This is a genomic window from Mesorhizobium sp. WSM4821, assembly GCF_055901555.1.
Genome location: NZ_CM148371.1, coordinates 630,933 through 651,237 on the forward strand (window position 1 = coordinate 630,933; position 20,305 = coordinate 651,237).

Consider the following 20,305-nt stretch of genomic DNA (forward strand, 5'->3'; position numbering starts at 1 on the left):
GAAAAGCGCCACAGGGAGTGGCCGAACCAGAGGGAACGAAAATGAGCTTCACTCGCCGCAATCTGCTTCTTCTCGCCGCCGCCATCGGCATCGCCGCCGGACCGGCCACTACCGCCTATGCCGCGGACGTGCTGAACGTCGGCGCCTATCCGACCAACCCGCCCTTCGAATACAAGAACGAGAGCGGCACCTTCGAGGGCTTCGAAGTCGACATCGTCAACGAAGCGGCAAAGCGTATCGGCATGACCACGGAAATCGCCGATCTCGGATTTCAGGCGCTGTTCGCCGCCACCACGTCGAAGCGCATCGACGTTGCCATCTCGTCGATAACGATCACCCCGGAGCGACTGAAGTCGCAGGCGTTCACGCAGCCCTACTATGATTCCGACATGGGCATCGCCGCCAAGGCCGACAGCCCGATCAAGACCGAGGCCGACCTCAAGGGCAAGATCATTGGCGTGCTGTCTGGTTCGACCGGGGAAGCCTGGACCAAGCAGCACCAGGAGGCGGGCGGGTTCAGCGAGGTGAAGGGCTACGACACGCAGCAGAACCTGCTGCTCGATCTCAGCGCCGGCCGCGTCGACGCTGCGATCAGCGACATTCCGGGCCTGGAATATTCCTTCACCAGGATGAAGGATCTCGCCGTAAAAGAACGCATCAAGACCGGCGAGCAGTACGGCCTGATGATGGCCAAGGACCACCCGCTGCTCGGCAAGCTGAACGACGCGCTGACCGCGATGAAGGCGGACGGGACGCTGGCCGCGATCCACAAGAAGTGGTTCGGCAGCGATGCGCCCGCCGATTCTTCGACCGTCAAGGAAATGCCGATACCGAAGACCTGAGCGGCAGCCTATGCCGGGATTGTGCCGGCTTTGCGCGCCGGCACAATCTCACGGAGCAGCGTTGCGCGTCCTCCTGGACGCGCCGTAGCCTTTTCGACTTCCACGCATGAACCGCTCAAAAGGCCGATTTCGGGTCTCGGAGACCATGCATTAGCGTCGCGGGACGCCAAATTTTTCGGGAGTGCTTCCCATGTCGCTGCTCGAGACCTTCTTCAACGCCGATGTCATGATCTCCAGCCTGCCGGCGCTGCTGCGCGGCTTCCTGAACACGCTGCTGCTCGGGCTGCTGAGCATCGGCATCGGCATTCCCGTCGGGCTGGCGATCAGCCTGGTGCGGCTCTATGCGCCAAAGCCGCTGCGGTTGCTGTCGGTCAGCTATATCGATATTTTCCGGGCGATGCCGGTGCTGGTCGTGCTGATCCTGATCTACTACGCGCTGCCGTTTTTGGGCATACGCCTGTCGTCCTGGACCTCCGCGGTGACGGCATTCGCCATCATCATGGCGGCCTATTCGGCCGAGGTTTTCCGCTCCGGCATAGAAAGCATCCCGCGCGGCCAATTCGAGGCGGCGCAGGCACTCGGCCTGCCGTTTTTGCTGACCTTGCGCAAGGTGGTGCTGCCGCAGGCGATCCGCGTGGTCATCCCGCCGATGACCAGCAATTGCGTTTCGATGTTCAAGGATACGTCGCTCGCCTCCACCGTGGCGCTGCCCGAGTTGCTGAAGGAAGCGACCAACGCGCAGTCGCTCTACGCCAACCCCTCGCCGCTGATTGGCGCAGCGCTGGTCTATCTCATCTTTCTCTGGCCGATGGTCCGTCTCGTCAGCCTGCTGGAACGCCGCTTCAAAACCGAAAAAACCCGCTGACGTCGGCCGCGTCGCCATCTGTCAATTTCCGTATCTGCCAATTTCATGTCTGTCAGGCACTCGCAGGAGACCATCTTGAACAAGCATCAGATCCCCAATGCGAGCGACGTCTCCGCAGCCTTCCCGGTCGACACGATCCGCGCCATGTTCCCAGCCCTGCAGCAGGCCGGCGATTTCATCTTCATGGACAATGCCGCCGGCGCGCAGATCCCGCAAAGCGTACTCGACGCGGTGACCAACCATCTGGTCGCGCACAATGTACAGCGCGGCGGCCGCTATGGCCGCAGCGTCGCCGTCGACCAGGTGATCGCCGATGCACGCGAAAGCGTTGCCCTGCTGATCAATGCCTACAGCCCTGCCGAAATCTGTTTCGGCATGAACGCCACTTCGTTCATCCGCCTCGTCAGCCTCGGCATCGGCCAGATGCTTCAGGAGCGTGACGAGATCGTCGTCACCGACATGGACCACGACGCCAACATCGCGACATGGCTGGCGCTGGCGCCCACCGGCGCGAAATTCAAATTGTGGCGGATGCGCGACGACGGCAATCTCCATGTCGACGATTTGCGCCCGCTGGTCTCCAACCGCACACGGCTCGTCGCCTGCACGGTGACGGCACATTCGATCGGCTCGATCGTCGATGTCGCTTCAGTGGCTGACATCGCGCATGCGGCCGGCGCCGAAGTGTTCCTCGACTGTGTGCATTACGGGCCGCACGGGCTAATCGACGTGCAGGCCTGGGATTGCGACTATCTGGTCTGCTCCGGCTACAAGAATTTCTCGCCGCATATGGGCTTCCTGTGGGGCCGCTTCGAGACGCTGAAGCGCCTCCCGACCTTCCGCGAGGATTTCATTCCCGACGAGCCGCCCTACAAGGTCGAGGCCGGCACGTTCATCTACGAGAACGTCTCCGGCATGGATGCCGCGGTGCGCTATCTCGAATCGATCGGCCGCAACTTCCTGACCGAGAACAACCGGTCGCGACGCGACAACCTCGTCGCCGGCATGAATGCCATCCGCGACTATGAGCTGGTGCTGGCGCGCGAAATGCTCGCCGTGCTCAAGGATTGCGGCGCGACGATCTATGGTGTCGCCGACGAAGTCCGCCTCAACGAGCGCGTGCCGACTTTCTGCTTCAACATCGGCACGATGTCGCCGCAGATGATCGTCGAGGCGATGGCCGAGATGCAGATCGGCATCCGCGACGGGCATATGTACGCGCCGCGGCTGATGAAGCGTCTGAACCTCAGCATGGACAGCGGCGCCATCCGCGCCTCGCTGGTGCATTACAACACGGTCGGGGAAGTCCGGCGCTTCGGTGAGGCGCTGCGCGCCATCATCGCACGGCTGTCCTGATCGGCCGCGATTGCAGGATCAGGCGGCCTTCTTCTTCGCCAGCCTCGCCTTGATGCTGGCGACGTCGGCGCGCGGCGTCGCGGCGAACAACGTCTTGGTGTAGTTGTGCTTGGGGTCGGCGAAGACCGTGTCGCGCGAGCCGTACTCGACCGCCTCGCCGAAATACATGACCATCACGTCGTCGGCGATGTAGCGCACCACCGACAGGTCGTGGCTGATGAAGACATAGGTCAGATCGAACTCGTCCTGCAGGTCGGCGAGCAGGTTTAGCACCTGCGCCTGCACCGACAGGTCGAGCGCCGAGACCGGTTCGTCGAGCACCAAGAGGCTCGGATTGAGCATCAGCGCGCGGGCAATGGCGATGCGCTGGCGCTGGCCGCCCGAGAACATGTGCGGGTAGCGGTTGTAGTGCTCAGGTCCGAGGCCGACCTTCTTCAGCATCTTCATGGCGAGATCGCGCCGTTCGTCGGCCGGCTTGTCGGTGTTGATGAGCAGCGGTTCGCCCAGCACGTCGCCGATCTTCTGGCGCGGATTGAGCGAACCATAAGGGTTCTGAAAAACGATCTGCACCTTGCGGCGCATCTCCTTCGTCAAGCCGTCCTTGGCGATGTCGACCTTGTTGCCGTCGATGAAGAGCTCACCCGATGTCGCCGGATCGATCAGGGTGATGATGCGGGCGAGCGTTGACTTGCCGCAGCCGCTTTCACCGACGATGGCCAGCGTCTTGCCCTTGTCGACGCTGAACGAGACGCCCTTGACCGCATGCACCGTGCGCGAGGGGCGAAACAGGCCGCCGCCGACATGATAGTCGCGCACGATGTTTTTGCCTTCGAGAACCGTCACGCTCATGACGCGGCTCCCGTTGCAGGTCCGGTTCCCGCGGCGGAGGGGGCCGGCTCGAACAGCATGTCGGAAATGGTCGGCAGCCGGTCGCCGACGGCGTTTTCCGGCAGCGCCGACAGCAGCGCGCGGGTGTAGTTGCTCTTCGGCTGCTCGAACAGCGACAGAACGTCGGCCTCCTCCATCTTGCGGCCCTTGTACTGGACGATCACGCGGTCCGCGGTCTCGGCGACAACGCCCATATTGTGGGTGATCATGATCAGCCCCATGCCGTATTTGGCCTGCAGGCCGACCAAAAGATCGAGGATCTGCTTCTGGATAGTGACGTCGAGCGCGGTGGTCGGCTCATCGGCGATCAACAGCTTTGGATTGCAGGCGATGGCGATGGCGATCATGACGCGCTGGCACTGGCCGCCCGACATCTGGTGCGGGAACGAATTCAGCCGCTCTTCCGGATCGGCGATGCCGACCAGCTTCATCAGTTCGATGGCACGAGCCCTGCGCTGGGCGCGGTCCATGCCCATGTGAAAGCGCAGCACCTCCTCGATCTGGAAGCCGGCGGTGAAGCATGGATTGAGACTGGCGATCGGCTCCTGGAAGATCATCGAGATGTCCTTGCCGACGATCTTGCGGCGCTCGGACGGACCGAGCTCAAGCAAGTCAATGCCGTCGAACGCCATGCGGTCGGCCTTCACCGTCGCCGTGTTCGGCAACAGCCCCATCACCGCCAGCATCGCCACAGATTTGCCGGAGCCGGATTCACCGACGATCGCCAGCACCTCGCGCGGCTCAATAGACAGGTCGATGCCTTGTACGGCCATGAACGGTCCGGCGGCGGTATCGAAAGACACGGTAAGGTTCTTGATCTCGAGAAGAGGCATGGTCACGACCTCTTCAGCTTGGGGTCGAAGGCATCGCGCAGGCCGTCGCCGATCAGATTGATGGCAAGCACCGTGACCAGGATGGCCAAGCCTGGGAAGGTCACCACCCATGGCGCGCGCAGTATGAATTCGCGCGCCGTGGCGAGCATGGTGCCCCATTCCGGCGTCGGCGGCTGCGCGCCGACGCCGAGGAAGCCGAGAGCCGCGGCCTCGAGGATGGCGTTGGAGAAGGACAGTGTCGCCTGCACGATCAGCGGCGCCATGCAGTTCGGCAAGATCGTCTTCACCATCAGCCTGACATGACTGGCACCGGCCACCTTGGCGGAGATCACATATTCGCGGTTCTTTTCGGCCATCACCGCCGCGCGCGTGAGCCGCGCGAAATGCGGCTGCAGCACCAGCGCAATCGCCAGCATGGCGTTGAAGAGGCCGGGTCCGAGGATCGCCACCAGAACCAGGGCAAGGAGCAGCGACGGGAAGGCCAGAATGACGTCCATGACGCGCATGATCAGCGTATCGACCCAGCCGCGGAAATAACCGGCGAGCACGCCGAGCACGATGCCGCTGGTCAGCGAGAAAACCACGACGACCAGACCGATGAACAGCGAGAACCGCGCCCCGAAAATCAGCCGCGAAAGCATGTCGCGGCCAACGGCGTCGGTGCCGAGCAGGAACATCGATTTGCCGCCCTCCTGCCAGGCCGGCGGTGTCAGCAGCGCATCGCGAAACTGTTCGTCAGGCGAATGCGGCGCGACCAGCGGCGCGAAAATCGCCACCAGCACCAGAGCCGTGAACACGACCAGGCCGATGACGGCGCCGGTGTTCATCGAGTAGTAATGCCAGAATTCGGCAAAGGCGCGTTGCCGGCCGCCGGTCGGAATGGATGCGGCGGTGGCTTCTGCCGTGGTTTGGTCGGTCATCTCACTGCACCCTGATACGTGGGTTGATGACGGCGTAGAGCACATCGACGATCAGGTTCACCGCCATGACGATGAGGGCGATGATCAGCAAGCCGCTCTGGACGACGACGTAGTCGCGCTTGCCGATCGCGTCGATCATCCATTTGCCGATACCGGGCCAGGAGAAGATCGTTTCGGTAAGGATAGCGCCCGCCATAAGCGTGCCGACCTGCAGGCCGATGGTGGTGACGACGGGAATCAGCGCGTTGCGGAAGGCGTGGAGGCCGATGACGCGACGCGGCGCCAGGCCCTTGGCGCGCGCGGTGCGGACATAGTCCTCGCCCAGCACCTCCAGCATCGCCGAGCGCGTCTGGCGCGCTATGACGGCGAGCGGAATCGTCGCCAGCACGATCGCCGGCAGGACCAGATGACTGGCGGCGGACCTGAAAGCGCCGCTCTTGCCGGAGATCAGGCTGTCGATCAGCATGAACCCCGTCGTCGGCTTGAAGAAATATTGAAGGCCGATGCGGCCGGAAACCGGCGTCCAGCCGAGATAGCCGGAGAAGAAGATGATGAGCAGCAGCCCCCACCAGAAAATCGGCATCGAATAGCCGGTCAGCGCCACGCCCATCGTGGCCTGGTCGAACCATGACCCGCGCTTGACCGCCGCGAAGATGCCGGCGGGAATACCGATGAGCACGGCGATGATCAGCGCGATCGTCGCCAGTTCCAGCGTGGCCGGAAACAACGCCTGGAATTCACCGAGCACAGGCCGCTTGGTGGCGATCGATATGCCGAAGTCGCCGGTCAGGACCCTGCCGATATACTCCAGATACTGGATGACATAAGGCCTGTTATAGCCAAACCGCTCGATAAGCTCCGCGTAGCGTTCGGGGCTCACGCCGCGCTCGCCGGCCAGGGCCAGGATCGGGTCGCCCGGCAGAAGCCGGACGAATGCGAACGCCGCCAGCGATATGCCGAACACAGTCGGGATGATCAAGGCGAGCTTGTGGAGGAGATAGCGGAGCATCGTACTTCATAGAACGGCGGCGCCGGAAGTCCAGCGTCGCCGTTCAATTTCTCGTTGACTTATTCGGCCACGTCGACGCCGTCAAACCGATGAATGCCCAGCGGATCCATGACGAAGCCCGAAACCTTCTTGTTCATCGGCATGAAGACCTTGGAATGGGCGATGGTCAGCCACGGGGCCTCACGCTTGAACACGACCTGGGCTTCCTCGTAGATCTTGGTGCGCTCGGCGACGTCCGTGGTCGCCTTGCCCTTCTGCAACAGAGCCTCGAATTCCTGGTTGCACCAGATCGCATAGTTGGACTGGCCGATGGCATCGCAGCCGAGCAGGAACAGGAAGTTGTCCGGATCGCCATTGTCGCCGGTCCAGCCGAGTTGGAAGGCGCCGTCACGATCCTTCTGCTTGCCGCGTTCGCGATACTCGGTCCATTCGTAGCTGACGATCTCGGCCTTCACGCCGATCTTGGCGTAGTCGGCCTGGATCAGTTCCGCGACCCTTTGGGCGTTCGGATTGTACGGGCGGCTGACGGGCATTGCCCAGATCTTCATCGAGAGATCCTTGACGCCGGCGTCGGCCAGCATCTTTTTGGCCGCATCCGGATCATACGGATCGTCCTTGATGTCCTTGTTGTAGGACCACATCGTCGGCGGGATCGGGTTGATGGCCGCCTGGCCAGCGCCCTGATAGACCGCATCGAGAATGGCCTGCTTGTTGACGGCCATGTTGAGCGCCTTGCGGACTTCGACCTTGTCGAAGGGCGGCAGCGTCGTGTTGTAGGCCAAGTAGCCGATGTTCAGGCCTTCCTGCTCGTCGACCTTGAGGTTCGGGTCGGCCTGCAGGCCGGCGATGTCGGCCGGCGCCGGGTACGACATGATATCGCACTCACCTGCCTTCAGCTTTTGCGCGCGCACGGCCGGATCGGTCGTGATGGCGAAGATCAGATCGTCGATCTTCTGGCGGCCGCCATAGTAGCCGTCCCATGCCGCATAGCGGATGACCGCATCGACCTGGTAGTCGACGAACTGGAACGGACCGGTGCCGATCGGCTTCTGGGTGAATTGCTGCCTGGTGTCAGCCTTGTCGAGCTGGTCGGCATATTCCTTGGAGACGATCGAAGCAAAGTCCATGCCGAGGTCCGGCAGGAAAGCGACTTCAGGCTTGTTCAGCACGAATTTCACCGTCAGGTCGTCGACCTTGACGATCTCCTTGAGAAGATCCGGGAAGCCCATGCCGGCAAAATATTCCCAGCCGGTGCCTGCCAGATAGTCGTACCACGGGCTTTCCTTCTTCCACTGGCGTTCGAAGGAAAAGATCACATCGTCGGCATTGAGGTCGCGCGTCGGCGTGAAATAGTCGGTGGTCTGGAACTTCACGCCCGGCCGAAGCTTGAACGTGTATTCGAGACCGTCGTCGGAAACCGTCCAGCTCTCTGCGAGGCCGGGCGTGATGGTGGTCTTGCCGTGTTCGAACTCGACCAGGCGCGAATAGATGGTGCGCGACGATGCGTCGAAGTCGTTGCCACCGCTCCACGGCGACGGGTCGAAGCCGGCCGGCGCCGCCTCTGAGCAGTAGACCAATTGCTTCGCATTGGCCATGCCGCCGAGGACGCTTGCGGCCAGCAACGCGGCCGCAAAAGTCAGTTTCTTTTTCATGGAGGACTCCCTGATGTTCTTCCAAGCCCCTCTATCAGGCTCGCGAAGCGCGCATATAAGCACCGTTTTTCCGGCTTTGGAACACCCCGCTTGCCTACCCCACGGGAAGCAGAATTTAATTCTGCCTACATGTGACAAAATAGAAGAAATTGTCAATTCTTGCCGATCACAGCATTATTAACGACTGCATTTTTTTATTGATCTTCAACACGACCGATGGTGAGGAACCGCGACCTTCGGCTTGTCGCTGGCGCGGAAGATTTTCTTCCCCTCTTGCCGCAGGGGCAAGACTTGCACGGTCGCCGATAGTCGCAATACATAGTGGCATGCTGGATTTCCTGGGTGCCCGGCCGTGGAGGACGTCTCTGTCATTCGGAGGCGGCGCGATGGGCAAGCAGAGAAAAGAAGAACGACCGAGGGAGGGACAGGTGGCAAAAGCATCAAGGACGACGCCAGCGAAGGCGAGCGCCAAAACTGCCGCAAAGCCGGCCAGCCCCGACAAGCCAAAAGCGTTATCTGCCGGTGCCAAGCCGAAGGCGGTTGCTGCGTCCGCGAAGACCAATATGTCTGCAAAGGCTGGCGCAAAGCGCACCGTCGTCAAACCAGAGGCGAACGCGGCACCGACAACGGCTTCATCAGCGTCGAAGCCGAGGCCAGCCAGTAGATCGCCGAAGGCGCCTACAGCCGGATTGCCGGAAAAGCCTTGGCTCAAAAGCTATCCGAAAGTCGTTCCGGCCGAGATCGGCGCCCCGCGCTTCGGTTCCATCGGCGATCTGCTCGCCGATGTCTGCAAGCAGTACGCCGCCCGCCCCGCCTTCACCTGTATGGGCAAGACCGTCACCTATGCGGAAGTCGAGCGGCTATCGGCTGCCTTCGGCGCCTATCTGCAATCGAAGGGACTGCAGCAAGGCGCGCGCGTCGCGCTGATGATGCCGAACGTGCTGCAATATCCGGTGGCGATGATGGCAGTGCTGCGCGCCGGCTATATCGTGGTCAACGTCAACCCGCTCTACACGCCGCGCGAGCTGGAACACCAGCTCAAGGATTCCGGCGCGCAAGCCATCGTCATTCTGGAGAATTTCGCCAACACCTTGCAGGCGGTGATCGCCAGGACGGCGGTCAAGCACGTCGTCGTCGCGGCGATGGGCGACATGCTCGGCGGCCTGAAGGGGACGATCGTCAATTTCGTCGTGCGCCGCGTGAAGAAGATGGTGCCGGTATGGTCGCTTCCGGGCCATGTCAAGTTCAACGCCGCGTTGCAGGCAGGCGCCAGCGTGAGTTTCAAGCCGGTGAAGGTCACTGCCGACGATGTCGCCTTCCTGCAATATACGGGCGGCACCACCGGCATCTCGAAGGGCGCAGTGCTGCTGCACAGCAACGTGCTGGCCAACGTCGCGCAGAACGCGCTCTGGATCGAAGACGCCTTCACCATCAAGCCGAAGCCGGCGCATCTCAACTTCATCTGCGCGCTGCCGCTCTATCACATCTTCGCGCTGACGGTGAACGCGCTGATGGGCATGCAGATGGGCGGCCAGAACATACTCATTCCCAATCCGCGCGACATTCCCGGCTTCGTCAAGGAATTCGGCAAATACCCGGTCCACATCTTTCCGGGCCTCAACACGCTGTTCAACGCCCTGCTCAACAATGAGGATTTCCGCAAGCTCGAATTCAGGCCGCTGATCCTGACGCTGGCCGGCGGCATGGCGGTGCACAAGGGCGTTGCCGAGCGCTGGAAGGCGCTGACCGGCTGCCCGATCACCGAGGGCTACGGACTTTCCGAAACCTCGCCGGTGGCCACTGCCAACAAATTCAGCGACGGCAATTTTACCGGCACGATCGGCCTGCCGCTGCCGTCGACCGAGATCGTCATCCGCGACGACGACGGCAATGATTTGCCGCTCGGCGAAGTCGGCGAGATCTGCATCCGCGGACCACAAGTGATGGCCGGTTACTGGAACCGGCCGGACGAGACCGCCAAGGTGATGACGAAGGATGGTTTCTTCAAGTCGGGCGACATGGGCTTCATGGACGAGCGCGGCTACACCAAAATCGTCGACCGCAAGAAGGACATGATCCTGGTGTCCGGCTTCAACGTCTATCCGAACGAACTCGAGGAGATCGTAGCCCTGCATCCGGGCGTGCTCGAAGTGGCGGCGATCGGAGTGCCTGACGAGCATTCCGGCGAAGTGCCGAAGCTGTTCGTCGTCAAGAAGGATCCATCGCTGACCGCCGAGGTGCTGACTGTCTATTGCCGCGAAAACCTGACCGGCTACAAGCGGCCGAAATATATCGAATTCCGGACCGAACTGCCGAAGACGCCAGTGGGCAAGATCCTGCGGCGGGCGTTGCGGGGATAGGTATAATTTTGAGCGATTGCCTTGCTGTCGACGATACGGCGGATACGTTTTCCCGTGCCGATGCGCTGACCTTCATCAAGACGAACATGCGGATCGCCCCGGTTCCCGCGCTTCCCGAAATCCGGCTTTACGCAGCCCATCCAACGAGCGGTCTGTGGCGGCTCACGCATCCAGAAGGACGAGGAGCCGAGCCGGAGGAAGAAGCTGACGAGGACGGGCACGAGCCGCAGCCACCTTACTGGGCCTATGCCTGGGCTGGCGGCGCGGTGCTTGCCCGCTACGTCCTCGATAGGCCGGAGAGCGTGGCCGGGCTTCGCGTGCTCGACCTCGGCGCCGGCTCGGGACTCGTCGGCATCGCCGCGGCAAGGGCCGGCGCCAGCGAAGTGATCGCGTCCGAGATCGACCGCAACGGCGTCGCCGCGCTCGGTCTCAATGCGGCGGCGAACGGCGTCACGATCACGGTGGTCGGCGAGGATCTCACCGCTGGTCCGCCGCCGGCGGTGGATGTCGTGGCGGTCGGCGACTTGTTTTACGGGCAAGATCTCGCCAAAAGGGTCATGCACTTCCTCGATCGCTGCCTGGCCGCCGGCATCGATGTGCTGATCGGCGACCCGGGCCGCTCCTATCTGCCACGCTCGCGGCTTCGCCTGCTGGCAGAATACCGCGTGCCGGATGTCGGCGAAGCCGGGGAGGCCGCAATAAGGCCGAGCGGCGTCTTCTCGTTAGAGCCGGAGCAAACCGGATGCGAGGTTAGGTCGTCTCGCTGACCCTCGCGGAAAGAAACTCGGGCAGATCGGCAACGGATTCCAGAATGACGTCGGCAACCTGCGACAGCGATTCACGCGTGCCGGTGCCGGAGAGCACGCCGATCGCCAGCCCGCAGCCGCCGACCCGTGCCATCTCCAGATCGTGCCGGCTGTCGCCGACCATGGCGATAGCCGACGGCTTCAGGCCGGTCAGGTCCGAAAAGGCGATGATCGTATCCGGCGCCGGTTTCGGATTGGCCACCGCGTCGTAACCATAGGCGGCGTCGAACAGCTGGGCGACGCCCAGCGTCAGCAAGGTCTTTTCCGCACCAGTGGTCGAATCGTTGGTGGCGACACCGAGCCGGTAGGATTTGCCGTGAAGTAGGCCAAGCGTCTCGACTATGCCCGGCAGCGCCACCGCCATCGCCGAGCCCTGCATCGAGGTGATCTCGTTGAAGCGGGCGACGGCAAGCATCTGGTCTTCGTCGGACAGGCGCGGAAACCAAAGCTCGACGACATCCATATTGGTGCCGGAGGCAAAGATGGAATCGGGCTTGAAGCGCTTGGTGGCGAAATCGAGGCCAGCCGCGGCAAGCAGCCTGTCGGCTTTCCAGCGGTCGCCCTCCGCCGCGTCCATCGCCATGAAATCGGCGACGCCGAGCCACGTTGCGTTGAAGTCGACAAGCGTGCCGTCCTTGTCGAACAATATTCCCTTGATCTCGGCCAAGTCGTTTACTCCGATCCGCGCAATCGGTGGATATGTCCCACCAGTCCGGCAGTCGAAGCGTCGCGCTTTGCGGCATTCTCCTTGCCTTCCACGACCTCCTTGCCTTCCACGAAGGGTAACAGGCCGGTCGCCAGTTCCTTGCCGAGTTCGACACCCCATTGGTCGAAGGAATTGATGTTGAAGAGCGTGCCTTCGACGAAGACGCGGTGCTCATAGAGCGCGATCAGCCGTCCGAATGTGTGCGGATCGAGTTGTCGGTAGAGGATGGTCACCGAGGGCCGGTCACCGGAGAAGACGCGGTGCGGGGCGATCCTGTCGACATCGGCGGGGTCCATGCCTTTTGCCAGCATCTGCGCGCGCGCTTCCTCCAGCGTGCGGCCCTTCATGAAGGCCTCCGACTGCGCCAGGCAGTTGGCGAGCAACAGATCGTGGTGATGCTTGAGATCCGGCTCGTGGCCGATGGCCGCGGCGAGGAATTCGACCGGGATGAAGTCGGTGCCCTGGTGCAGCAGCTGGAAGAAGGCATGCTGGCCGTTGGTGCCGGGCTCGCCCCAGACAAGCGGGCCGGTCGGCGTGGTGACAGTGGCGCCGTCGAGGGTGACGCTTTTGCCGTTCGATTCCATGTCGAGCTGCTGCAGATAGGCCGGCAGCCTGGATAGGCGCTGGTCGTAGGGAATGACGGCGCGGGCGGGGTATTTGCAGATCACCCGATGCCACCAGCCGATCAGACCCATCAGCACCGGTAGGTTCCTGGCCAACGGCGCCGTCTGGAAATGTTCGTCCATCGCATGCGCGCCATCGAGGAAAACGCGAAAGTTCTTCGGGCCGACTGCGATCATCACCGGCAGGCCGATCGCACCCCAGACGGAGTAGCGTCCGCCGACCCAGTCCCAGAAGCCGAAGACGCGGTCGGATGCGATGCCGAATTTGGCCACAAGGTCGAGCGCCGTCGAGACGGCGGCGAAATGCTTTCCGACCGCTTCCTTGCCGAGCGCGTTCTGCACCCATTTGCGCGCCGTCTCGGCATTGGTCATCGTCTCGACCGTGGTGAAGGTCTTCGATGCGACGATGAACAGCGTGGTTTCGGCGGAAAGGCCTTTCAGCGTGTCGTGGATATGGGCGCCGTCGATGTTGGACACGTAATGCGCGCGCGGCCCGTCGTGATAGGGCGCCAGCGCCAGCGTCGCCATGGCCGGGCCAAGATCGGAGCCGCCGATGCCGATGTTGACGACGTCGGTGATCTTCTTGCCGGTGGCGCCGGCCGCCTTGCCGGAACGCACCGCATCGGCGAAGGCGCCCATCGCGTCGAGCACTGCGACAACGTCCGCCTTGACGTCCTGGCCGTCGAGCAGGATGCCCTTGCCGTTCAGGTTGCGTAGCGCGGTGTGCAGCACGGCGCGGCCTTCGGTGACGTTGATCTTCTTGCCCGAGAAAATCGCGGCGCGCCGGCCTTCGAGATCGGCGGCTGCCGCCAGCTTCTCCAGCAAATCCATCGTCTGTCGATCGACCGCGCATTTCGACCAGTCGAGCAGCAGGTCGCCGTCGGTGGCGGAGAATTTTTCGAAGCGCTGCGGATCGGCGGCGAAAGCCTCGCGCATGCTGCCCGATTTGGCCGCATGGCGAGAGCGCAGGGCGTCGAGCTGTTTTTGAAAGGAGGATTGATCCACTGCCTCGCTCCGAAGTCTTTGATGCCATCATATCAGACCGGATGTTTCCGGCGCGTGTCGTCGCGGCAAACTATCTAGACCAAATCCACCGGTTTCAATGCGCAGCGATGACGCACTGCGTCACGCCGGGATGACGGCATTGCGCCGATGCATTGCGTCACGCCGCGATGACTGTGTCACGCTGGGGATGCCGCACTGCAGCGAAGGATCACTGGCATAAATCTCAGCGATCAGAAAAATTGATTGGCGCAACCCCTTGTGCCACCGCTACATTCGACTGGTCCAGCCAAGTGAAAAAGGCTGGCCGTCGAGGAACAATCCCATGCCACAGCGAAACGACACGGCCATATGGTCCGGCCTGTTCCGGATTTCGGCGGAATCCGGTCAGACCCTGCAGGCGCAGATCCGTCAGGCGATCGTCGCCGCCATCCTCGACCGGCAGATCGCCGCCTCGATGCCGCTTCCATCCTGCCGCATCCTGGCCGAGAAGCTGGGCGTGGCGCGCGGCACCGTGGTGCTGGCCTTCCAGCAGCTTGTCGACCAGGGTTTCCTGGTGGCGCGCGAACGGCGCGGCCATTTCGTCAATCCCGAGGTGCTGGCGACGCCGGCGCGGCCGCATCAGAAGGCGCCGGACCAGGCCAACGAGATCGACTGGAAGGCGCGCCGGCAGATCGCCGCTAGTGACATGCCGCCGCCGGCCAAGCACGACAACTGGATCAAGTCGTCCTACCCGTTCGTCTATGGCCAGTTCGATCCGGCACTGTTCCCGACCGCAGAATGGCGCGAGTGCAACCGCATGGCGCTCGCCGTGCTCGAGATCCGCAACTGGGCATCCGACATGGTCGACCGCGACGACCCGCTCCTGATCGAGCAGATCCAGGCGCGGCTGTTGCCGCGGCGCGGCATCTTCGCCAATCCCGACGAGATCATCGTGACGCTCGGCGCGCAGAACGCGCTCTATATGCTTGCGACGCTGCTGATGACCAAGGGTTCCAAGGTGGCCATGGAAGACCCCGGCTACCCCGACGCACGCTCGATCTTCCGGCTGGCGGGCGCCGACGTCACACCGGTTCCGGTCGACCACTCCGGCATCGTAACCGCTTCCATTCCCAATGATTCCGGCTTCGTCTTCGTGACACCCAGTCACCATTGCCCGACCATGGTGCCGTTGTCGGCGGAGCGCCGGCAGGATCTGCTGGCGCGGGCCACCCGTCACAATCAGATCGTCATCGAGGACGGCTATGACAGCCAGCTTCTAGACGAGGCGCCGCAGCAGGCTTTGAAGAGCCTCGACCGTTCCGGCCGCGTCATCTATGTCGGCTCGATGTCGAAGACGCTGGCCCCCGGTCTGCGGCTCGGCTACATCGTCGCCTCGGCCGAGCTGATTGCCGAGCTTCGCGCGCTGCGCCGGTTCATGCTGCGTCATCCGCCTGCCAACAACCAGCGCGCGGTCGCGCTGTTCCTGTCGCTCGGCCATCACGAGGCGCTGGTGCGCCGGCTGTCGAGCGCCTTCGACGAACGGCGCAAGCGTCTGATCCATGCGATTTCCGCCTTCCTGCCGGAATGGCGCTCGACTGATTCGGCCGGCGGCGCGTCGCTCTGGCTCGAGGGGCCGCGCGGCACCGATTCGCGCGGGCTGGCCGAGGCCGCCGCCTCTCGCAGCGTTATCATCGAACCCGGCGACCGCTTCTTCGACCGCACCGAAAAGCCGTCGCGATTCATGCGGCTGGGCATCTCCTCGATCGCGCTGCAGCACATCGAGCCCGGCATCCGAGAACTGGCGACGGCGGCCGGGCGCAGACCGGCGGCGGCTTGATGCCTCGTCCAGACCGAGGCCGGGATCGGCCACGGTTCTTTAGCGCCCTGGCATATGTGACGGGATCGTCTGGCTCATAGGCTGTGCCAATGCCGACGGCATAGTTCGAGGCATAAGGGGACGAAGCAGGCCGATGGTGGACCAACCGCCGCCGCCCGCTTCGCAGTTAAAGGTGGAGTGCCTCCATGTCAGTGGCTGTTGAGAAGCCGGATACGCCTACGGACCAACGTTCGCGGCGTTCCGGCGGGCGCGAAGCGCGCCGCGCCATGCGGGCGGCGCCGCTTGCCGACGATATCAAGCCGGTGCGCGCCGGCCTCGAAGGCGGAAGCTACGGGCCGCTCAGCGAAAATGACCGCGAGCGCATCCACGAGGCGGTGCTGACGCTGCTTGAAACGGTCGGCTTCGCCAACGCCATCCCGTCCTGCATCGAGGCATTGACCAAGGCCGGCGGCACCCTTGGCGAGGATGGCCGCATTCGTTTTCCGCGCGCGCTCGTCCTCGACACCATCAGACGAGCGGCACGACATTTCACGCTGCACGGCCAGGATCCCAAGCACGACATGGTGATCCAGGGCAAGCGCGTGCATTACGGTACGGCGGGGGCCGCCGTGCATCTGGTCGATGTCGAGAAGCGCGAGTATCGCGAGTCGCTGCTGCAGGATATCTACGACGCCGCCCGCATCGTCGAAGGGCTGGACAACATCCATTTCTTCCAGCGGCCGATGGTGCCGCGCGATATTCCCGATCCGCTCGACATGGATTTCAACACGCTTTACGCCTGCGTGATGGGCACGTCGAAGCATGTCGGCACCTCGTTCACGGTGCGCGAGAACGTCAAGCCGGCGCTCGACATGCTCTATGCTATTGCCGGCGGCGAGGAAAACTTCCGCGCCCGGCCGTTCGTGTCGAACTCGAACTGCTTCGTCGTGCCGCCGATGAAATTCGCCGAGGACGCCTGCGGCGTGCTCGAGGCCTGTGTCGAAGGCGGCATCCCGATCCTGCTTTTGTCGGCCGGACAGGCCGGCGCCACGGCGCCGGCGGCGATTGCAGGTGCAGTGGTGCAAGCGGTGGCCGAGGTGCTCGCCGGCCTCGTCTACGTCAACGCTCTCAAGCCCGGCCATCCGGCGATCTTCGGCACCTGGCCGTTCGTCTCGGACCTCAGGACCGGCGCCATGTCGGGCGGCTCGGCCGAGCAAGCGGTGCTGACCGCGGCCTGCGCCCAGATGGCGCAATTCTACGACCTGCCCGGCGGTTCGGCCGCCGGCATGACGGATTCGAAACTGCCTGATATTCAGTCCGGCTACGAAAAGGGCATCACCGATGTGATGGCAGGCCTTGCCGGCCTCAACCTCGTCTACGAATCGGCCGGCATGCACGCCTCGCTGCTCGGCTTTTGCCTGGAAAGCCTGATCATCGACAACGACATGCTCGGTCATTGCCTGCGCTGCGTGCGCGGCATCGAGGTGACCGACGAGTCGCTGTCGATCGATACCATCGCCGACGTCTGCCTGAAGGGGCCGGGTCACTATCTCGGCAACGAGCAGACGCTGCGGCTGATGCAGACCGAATATTTCTATCCGTCGGTCGGCGACCGCTTTTCGCCAAAGGAATGGAACGAGAAGGGCAGGCCCGACATCTTGCAGCGGGCGATCATCGAGAAGAAACGCATCCTCGCCGAGCGCTTCCCACGCCATGTGCCGAAGCCGGTCGACGACAAGTTGCGCGCGCGCTTCGGCAATCTGATCCAGCTGCCGCGCAGCGGCATGGGCGGCTGAGCACGCCTCTCCTCGGTCAGTCTGTGCTCAACCCGTAGCGTTCGACGACCTCGCCACTGATCAGCTTGGCATGCAGCGTCATCAGTATGATTTGCGCATCGAAGCTGTCGCCGGCCTCAAGTGCGGTCTCGATCCGGCGCTCCGCATCCAGCGTATATTCACGACCGTTGGACAGTTCGAACGCTTCCGGCCCGGCAATACAATAGCCAAGCAGCAGCGCCACCGGCGGATAGGCTTGTGGCGGCGGCTCGTTGGGCCAGTGATCCTTCATCAGATTGACGATGGTGAGCTTTGCTCCTTCCGGCACAAGGGCGGGGTGAAGATCGACGCCGCGTAACGCGGCGTCGAGTTGCCTGAGGTCGCCTGAACGGCCGAACATTCCGAGGAAGCCCAGCGAAGAGCGTCGTCTCGCCATGATGTTCCTTTCAGAATACCCGAAACCGCGGCGAAAGCGCCGGCCGCACACCCGCTATCCGCTCGCCGCCAGCAACACAACACCGGCAAGGGCAGATCCCGCAAGCGTCGGCAGCATGCCGATCTTCAGCTTCAGGATGGCGATCATGGCCGCACATGACAGCAGCGCCGCACGCCAGTCGATCGATGATAACACCGGCGCATCCATGCCAAGGCCGATGTTGCGCACCTCGCCGAAGATGACATGCAAGGCGAACCAAAGAGCGAGATTCATGATGACGCCGACGACGGCGGCGGTGATCGCGCTCAGCGCCGCCGACAGCGCCTTGTTGCCGCGCAGGGATTCGATGTAGGGCCCGCCGAGGAATATCCAGAAGAAGCAAGGGGTGAACGTCGCCCACAGCGTGAGCATCGCCCCAAGCGATCCGGCAAGCAGCGGGTTCAACGATCCGGATTGGCGGAACGCGGCAAGGAAGCCGACAAACTGCAGGACCAGGATAAGCGGACCAGGCGTCGTTTCGGCGAGCCCGAGGCCATCGACCATCTCACCGGGTGCGAGCCAGCCGAAGGATTCGACCGCTGCCTGCGCGACATAGGCCAGGACTGCGTAGGCGCCGCCGAAGGTGACGACCGCCATGACGCTGAAGAAGCCACCGATCTGCGTCCACACGCTGGCGGATCCGGTGAATGCCCAGATCAGAAGGACGGGGGCGAGCCAGATCGGCAGCCAAATCGCCAAAGTGCGCGGCGCATGCCATCGCGTCGGCCTGACGTGGGCCAGCTCGCCGCGCTCGAACATCAGATCGACCGCACCCTTGATGTCTGGAACCGCGTCCTTGCCGTGCGCCGCGCCGGAAAAGAGGGCAGGCGCGATACGGTTTCCGACCCAGCCCGTCAGGCCGGCAAGCAGGATGATGAGCGGAAACGGCACGTTCAATGCATAGATGGCGATGAAGGCGGCGAGCGCGATCGGCACCATGACCCGATTCTTCAAGGCGCGTCGTCCGATCCGAATCATCGCTTCGACCACGACGGCGAGCACGGCCGCTTTCACCCCGAAAAACAGCGCCTCGACCAGCGGGGCGTCGCCATACAGTGCATAGAGGATGCTCAAGGCGAGCATCACAAGCGCACCCGGCGCGACGAAGAGGATGCCGGCGACCAGGCCGCCGATCGTCCGGTGCAGCAGCCAGCCGATATAGATGGCGAGCTGCTGAGCTTCAGGGCCGGGCAGCAGCATGCAGTAGTTCAGCGCATGCAGGAAACGTTGCTCGCCGATCCAACGCCGTTCCTCGACCAGTTCCCTATGCATGAGCGCGATCTGCCCGGCCGGCCCGCCGAAGCTGAGCAGGCCGATTTTCGCCCAGAGCTTTACGCCTTCGCGGAAGGTTGGCGCAGCCGGCGCCTGGATAATCTCGTTCGTCTTTTCAGAAGTGTGGGCGGTCATGCTGGCTTGCCCGCGCCTGGCCAGTTGTGCGTTTCCTCGGTGGCGTCGCGACACCATCGGAAAAACGCATCGTAAAGCAGCATGCCTGCCTCCAACTGTTCCAGATCGTCGCGAAACATCCGCGACAGGCCAAGCGAGGCGGCCAGGAATCCGGCTGCCTGGGGAACCAGATCGAGGCTTGCGGTATCGGCCGCGCGCACGATCATGGCGAGGCGATCGAGCGGTTCGGAGTCGAGTCCGAACTCTTCGACCATCGTGTCGAAGGTGCAGCGTTCGCCCCGGTGAGTCCAGAACACATTGTCGATGTCGAAAGGCACGGCCTGAAAGCGATCCGCAGTGGCCGACACTTCGGCCGCCTCGACAAAGAGGAAGACCGCGTCCGGATCGATGAAACGCCGGATCAGCCAGGGACAAGCGATGCGATCGACCTTGGGGCGGGTCCGCGTCACCCACACGGTGCGGCCTTTTTTGTCGCGGGGCGGTATCTTGCCGGCATGGATCAATAGTCCCTTGGCATCGCGCCAGGCTTCGAACCCGCCTTCCAGCGATTCGGCGCCGATGCCCTCATGCCGCAGCCAGGCGGCCACGCCTTGCGAGAGCTTCTGCCCTTTTTGGCACACGACCGCCACCCGGCTGCCGGCGAATTCTGAGGCCCAGGTCGATACAGTTTTGAAATCACGCCGGTTTGAGGCCGGCAGCAGGCGCGGATCGGCGTTGTAATCATCTTCGATGCGAACGTCGATGATCGCGGGCGCGCCCGGCAGACCAATCAGACGGGATAGTTGCGATACGGTGATAGCGGTTGTCGACGGCATGGCGTCCACCTCCTTGAGAGAGAAGCTTGGACGCGAACGTTGGGCTGACGCCTCACGGGGTCGTCGCGATGCACCCCTTGCCATGATCGTGGATTTGTAGTGCCCGCTTGTCAAGCAGCATACTTGGAGCAAAGGATGCTCTGGCTCAGAGGGCCGGTGTGGCGGAGCCAGAA

The 20,305-nt window shown here is 63.1% G+C and carries 18 protein-coding genes; 7 read left to right on the plus strand and 11 right to left on the minus strand.

The features are described 5' to 3' along the window. The first annotated feature begins 41 nt into the window (after nucleotides 1–41). From AC0NID_RS02850 to AC0NID_RS02860, 3 genes are all read left to right on the plus strand, one after another. Complete coding sequence (locus AC0NID_RS02850) at nucleotides 42–842, plus strand: ABC transporter substrate-binding protein (RefSeq protein WP_473450638.1); 801 nt, start codon at nucleotides 42–44, stop codon at nucleotides 840–842. A gap of 190 nt (nucleotides 843–1,032) precedes the next feature. Continuing rightward, the gene (locus AC0NID_RS02855; RefSeq protein ID WP_473450640.1) at nucleotides 1,033–1,707 is read left to right on the plus strand and encodes an amino acid ABC transporter permease; all 675 of its coding nucleotides are present in this window, start codon (nucleotides 1,033–1,035) and stop codon (nucleotides 1,705–1,707) included. Nucleotides 1,708–1,782: 75 nt separating this feature from the next. Next, nucleotides 1,783–3,063, plus strand: coding sequence for a cysteine desulfurase-like protein (locus AC0NID_RS02860; protein WP_473450642.1), 1,281 nt, complete (start codon nucleotides 1,783–1,785; stop codon nucleotides 3,061–3,063). A gap of 18 nt (nucleotides 3,064–3,081) precedes the next feature. On the opposite strand, the gene AC0NID_RS02865 is transcribed toward AC0NID_RS02860, so the two are convergent. The 6 genes from AC0NID_RS02865 to AC0NID_RS02890 form a co-directional block, all read right to left on the minus strand. Continuing rightward, nucleotides 3,082–3,912: a dipeptide ABC transporter ATP-binding protein gene (locus AC0NID_RS02865; protein ID WP_473450644.1), complete on the minus strand. Its 831-nt coding sequence runs from the start codon at nucleotides 3,910–3,912 to the stop codon at nucleotides 3,082–3,084. Then, nucleotides 3,909–4,784 carry an ABC transporter ATP-binding protein gene (locus AC0NID_RS02870; RefSeq protein ID WP_473451479.1) on the minus strand — a complete coding sequence of 292 codons (876 nt, stop codon included), beginning with the start codon at nucleotides 4,782–4,784 and terminating at the stop codon, nucleotides 3,909–3,911. The genes AC0NID_RS02865 and AC0NID_RS02870 overlap by 4 nt, the downstream gene beginning before the upstream one ends. Nucleotides 4,785–4,786: 2 nt before the next feature. Further along, complete coding sequence (locus AC0NID_RS02875; protein ID WP_473450646.1) at nucleotides 4,787–5,704, minus strand: ABC transporter permease subunit; 918 nt, start codon at nucleotides 5,702–5,704, stop codon at nucleotides 4,787–4,789. Nucleotide 5,705: 1 nt separating this feature from the next. Continuing rightward, on the minus strand, nucleotides 5,706–6,713 hold the full coding sequence (locus AC0NID_RS02880; protein WP_473450648.1) for an ABC transporter permease subunit: 1,008 nt from the start codon (nucleotides 6,711–6,713) through the stop codon (nucleotides 5,706–5,708). Between the two features lie 59 nt (nucleotides 6,714–6,772). After that, nucleotides 6,773–8,365, minus strand: a complete 1,593-nt coding sequence (locus AC0NID_RS02885; protein ID WP_473450650.1) for an ABC transporter substrate-binding protein — start codon at nucleotides 8,363–8,365, stop codon at nucleotides 6,773–6,775. Nucleotides 8,366–8,531: 166 nt separating this feature from the next. After that, the gene (locus tag AC0NID_RS02890) at nucleotides 8,532–9,077 is read right to left on the minus strand and encodes a hypothetical protein (protein WP_473450652.1); all 546 of its coding nucleotides are present in this window, start codon (nucleotides 9,075–9,077) and stop codon (nucleotides 8,532–8,534) included. Here AC0NID_RS02890 and AC0NID_RS02895 point away from each other — a divergent pair. Continuing rightward, nucleotides 9,055–10,725 (plus strand): long-chain-fatty-acid--CoA ligase, encoded by a 1,671-nt coding sequence (locus AC0NID_RS02895; protein ID WP_473450654.1) that lies wholly within the window; start codon nucleotides 9,055–9,057, stop codon nucleotides 10,723–10,725. The genes AC0NID_RS02890 and AC0NID_RS02895 overlap by 23 nt on opposite strands. Nucleotides 10,726–10,733: 8 nt before the next feature. Continuing rightward, entirely contained in the window at nucleotides 10,734–11,492 is a 759-nt protein-coding gene (locus AC0NID_RS02900) for a class I SAM-dependent methyltransferase (protein WP_473450656.1), read from the plus strand. Here AC0NID_RS02900 and AC0NID_RS02905 read toward each other — a convergent pair. Beyond that, on the minus strand, nucleotides 11,476–12,198 hold the full coding sequence (locus AC0NID_RS02905; protein ID WP_473450658.1) for an HAD family hydrolase: 723 nt from the start codon (nucleotides 12,196–12,198) through the stop codon (nucleotides 11,476–11,478). The two genes, AC0NID_RS02900 and AC0NID_RS02905, sit on opposite strands and share 17 nt — an antisense overlap. A gap of 5 nt (nucleotides 12,199–12,203) precedes the next feature. Beyond that, the gene (gene pgi / locus AC0NID_RS02910) at nucleotides 12,204–13,865 is read right to left on the minus strand and encodes a glucose-6-phosphate isomerase (protein WP_473450660.1); all 1,662 of its coding nucleotides are present in this window, start codon (nucleotides 13,863–13,865) and stop codon (nucleotides 12,204–12,206) included. Between the two features lie 322 nt (nucleotides 13,866–14,187). On the opposite strand from pgi, the gene pdxR reads away from it, so the two are divergent. Beyond that, nucleotides 14,188–15,681 carry a MocR-like pyridoxine biosynthesis transcription factor PdxR gene (pdxR, locus tag AC0NID_RS02915; protein ID WP_473450662.1) on the plus strand — a complete coding sequence of 498 codons (1,494 nt, stop codon included), beginning with the start codon at nucleotides 14,188–14,190 and terminating at the stop codon, nucleotides 15,679–15,681. A 185-nt stretch (nucleotides 15,682–15,866) separates the two neighbouring features. After that, nucleotides 15,867–17,456: a trimethylamine methyltransferase family protein gene (locus tag AC0NID_RS02920; protein WP_473450664.1), complete on the plus strand. Its 1,590-nt coding sequence runs from the start codon at nucleotides 15,867–15,869 to the stop codon at nucleotides 17,454–17,456. Between the two features lie 16 nt (nucleotides 17,457–17,472). On the opposite strand, the gene AC0NID_RS02925 is transcribed toward AC0NID_RS02920, so the two are convergent. Genes AC0NID_RS02925 through AC0NID_RS02935 form a run of 3 tightly spaced genes read right to left on the minus strand, consistent with a single transcriptional unit; the run spans nucleotide 17,473 to nucleotide 20,132 of the window. Further along, the gene (locus AC0NID_RS02925; protein WP_473450666.1) at nucleotides 17,473–17,871 is read right to left on the minus strand and encodes a hypothetical protein; all 399 of its coding nucleotides are present in this window, start codon (nucleotides 17,869–17,871) and stop codon (nucleotides 17,473–17,475) included. Between the two features lie 54 nt (nucleotides 17,872–17,925). Further along, nucleotides 17,926–19,317 (minus strand): chromate efflux transporter, encoded by a 1,392-nt coding sequence (chrA, locus tag AC0NID_RS02930; RefSeq protein WP_473450668.1) that lies wholly within the window; start codon nucleotides 19,315–19,317, stop codon nucleotides 17,926–17,928. Continuing rightward, on the minus strand, nucleotides 19,314–20,132 hold the full coding sequence (locus AC0NID_RS02935; protein ID WP_473450670.1) for a chromate resistance protein ChrB domain-containing protein: 819 nt from the start codon (nucleotides 20,130–20,132) through the stop codon (nucleotides 19,314–19,316). The genes chrA and AC0NID_RS02935 overlap by 4 nt, the downstream gene beginning before the upstream one ends. Between the last annotated feature and the right edge of the window lie 173 nt (nucleotides 20,133–20,305).

Coding starts and splice junctions, on each gene's coding strand:
- AC0NID_RS02925 (WP_473450666.1), bottom strand. CDS start 17,871: ATGGCGAGACGACGCTCTTCGCTGGGCTTCCTCGGAATGTTCGGCCGT.
- AC0NID_RS02875 (WP_473450646.1), bottom strand. CDS start 5,704: ATGACCGACCAAACCACGGCAGAAGCCACCGCCGCATCCATTCCGACC.
- AC0NID_RS02870 (WP_473451479.1), bottom strand. CDS start 4,784: ATGCCTCTTCTCGAGATCAAGAACCTTACCGTGTCTTTCGATACCGCC.
- AC0NID_RS02855 (WP_473450640.1), top strand. CDS start 1,033: ATGTCGCTGCTCGAGACCTTCTTCAACGCCGATGTCATGATCTCCAGC.
- AC0NID_RS02865 (WP_473450644.1), bottom strand. CDS start 3,912: ATGAGCGTGACGGTTCTCGAAGGCAAAAACATCGTGCGCGACTATCAT.
- AC0NID_RS02880 (WP_473450648.1), bottom strand. CDS start 6,713: ATGCTCCGCTATCTCCTCCACAAGCTCGCCTTGATCATCCCGACTGTG.
- chrA (WP_473450668.1), bottom strand. CDS start 19,317: ATGACCGCCCACACTTCTGAAAAGACGAACGAGATTATCCAGGCGCCG.
- AC0NID_RS02935 (WP_473450670.1), bottom strand. CDS start 20,132: ATGCCGTCGACAACCGCTATCACCGTATCGCAACTATCCCGTCTGATT.
- AC0NID_RS02920 (WP_473450664.1), top strand. CDS start 15,867: ATGTCAGTGGCTGTTGAGAAGCCGGATACGCCTACGGACCAACGTTCG.
- AC0NID_RS02850 (WP_473450638.1), top strand. CDS start 42: ATGAGCTTCACTCGCCGCAATCTGCTTCTTCTCGCCGCCGCCATCGGC.
- pdxR (WP_473450662.1), top strand. CDS start 14,188: ATGCCACAGCGAAACGACACGGCCATATGGTCCGGCCTGTTCCGGATT.
- AC0NID_RS02885 (WP_473450650.1), bottom strand. CDS start 8,365: ATGAAAAAGAAACTGACTTTTGCGGCCGCGTTGCTGGCCGCAAGCGTC.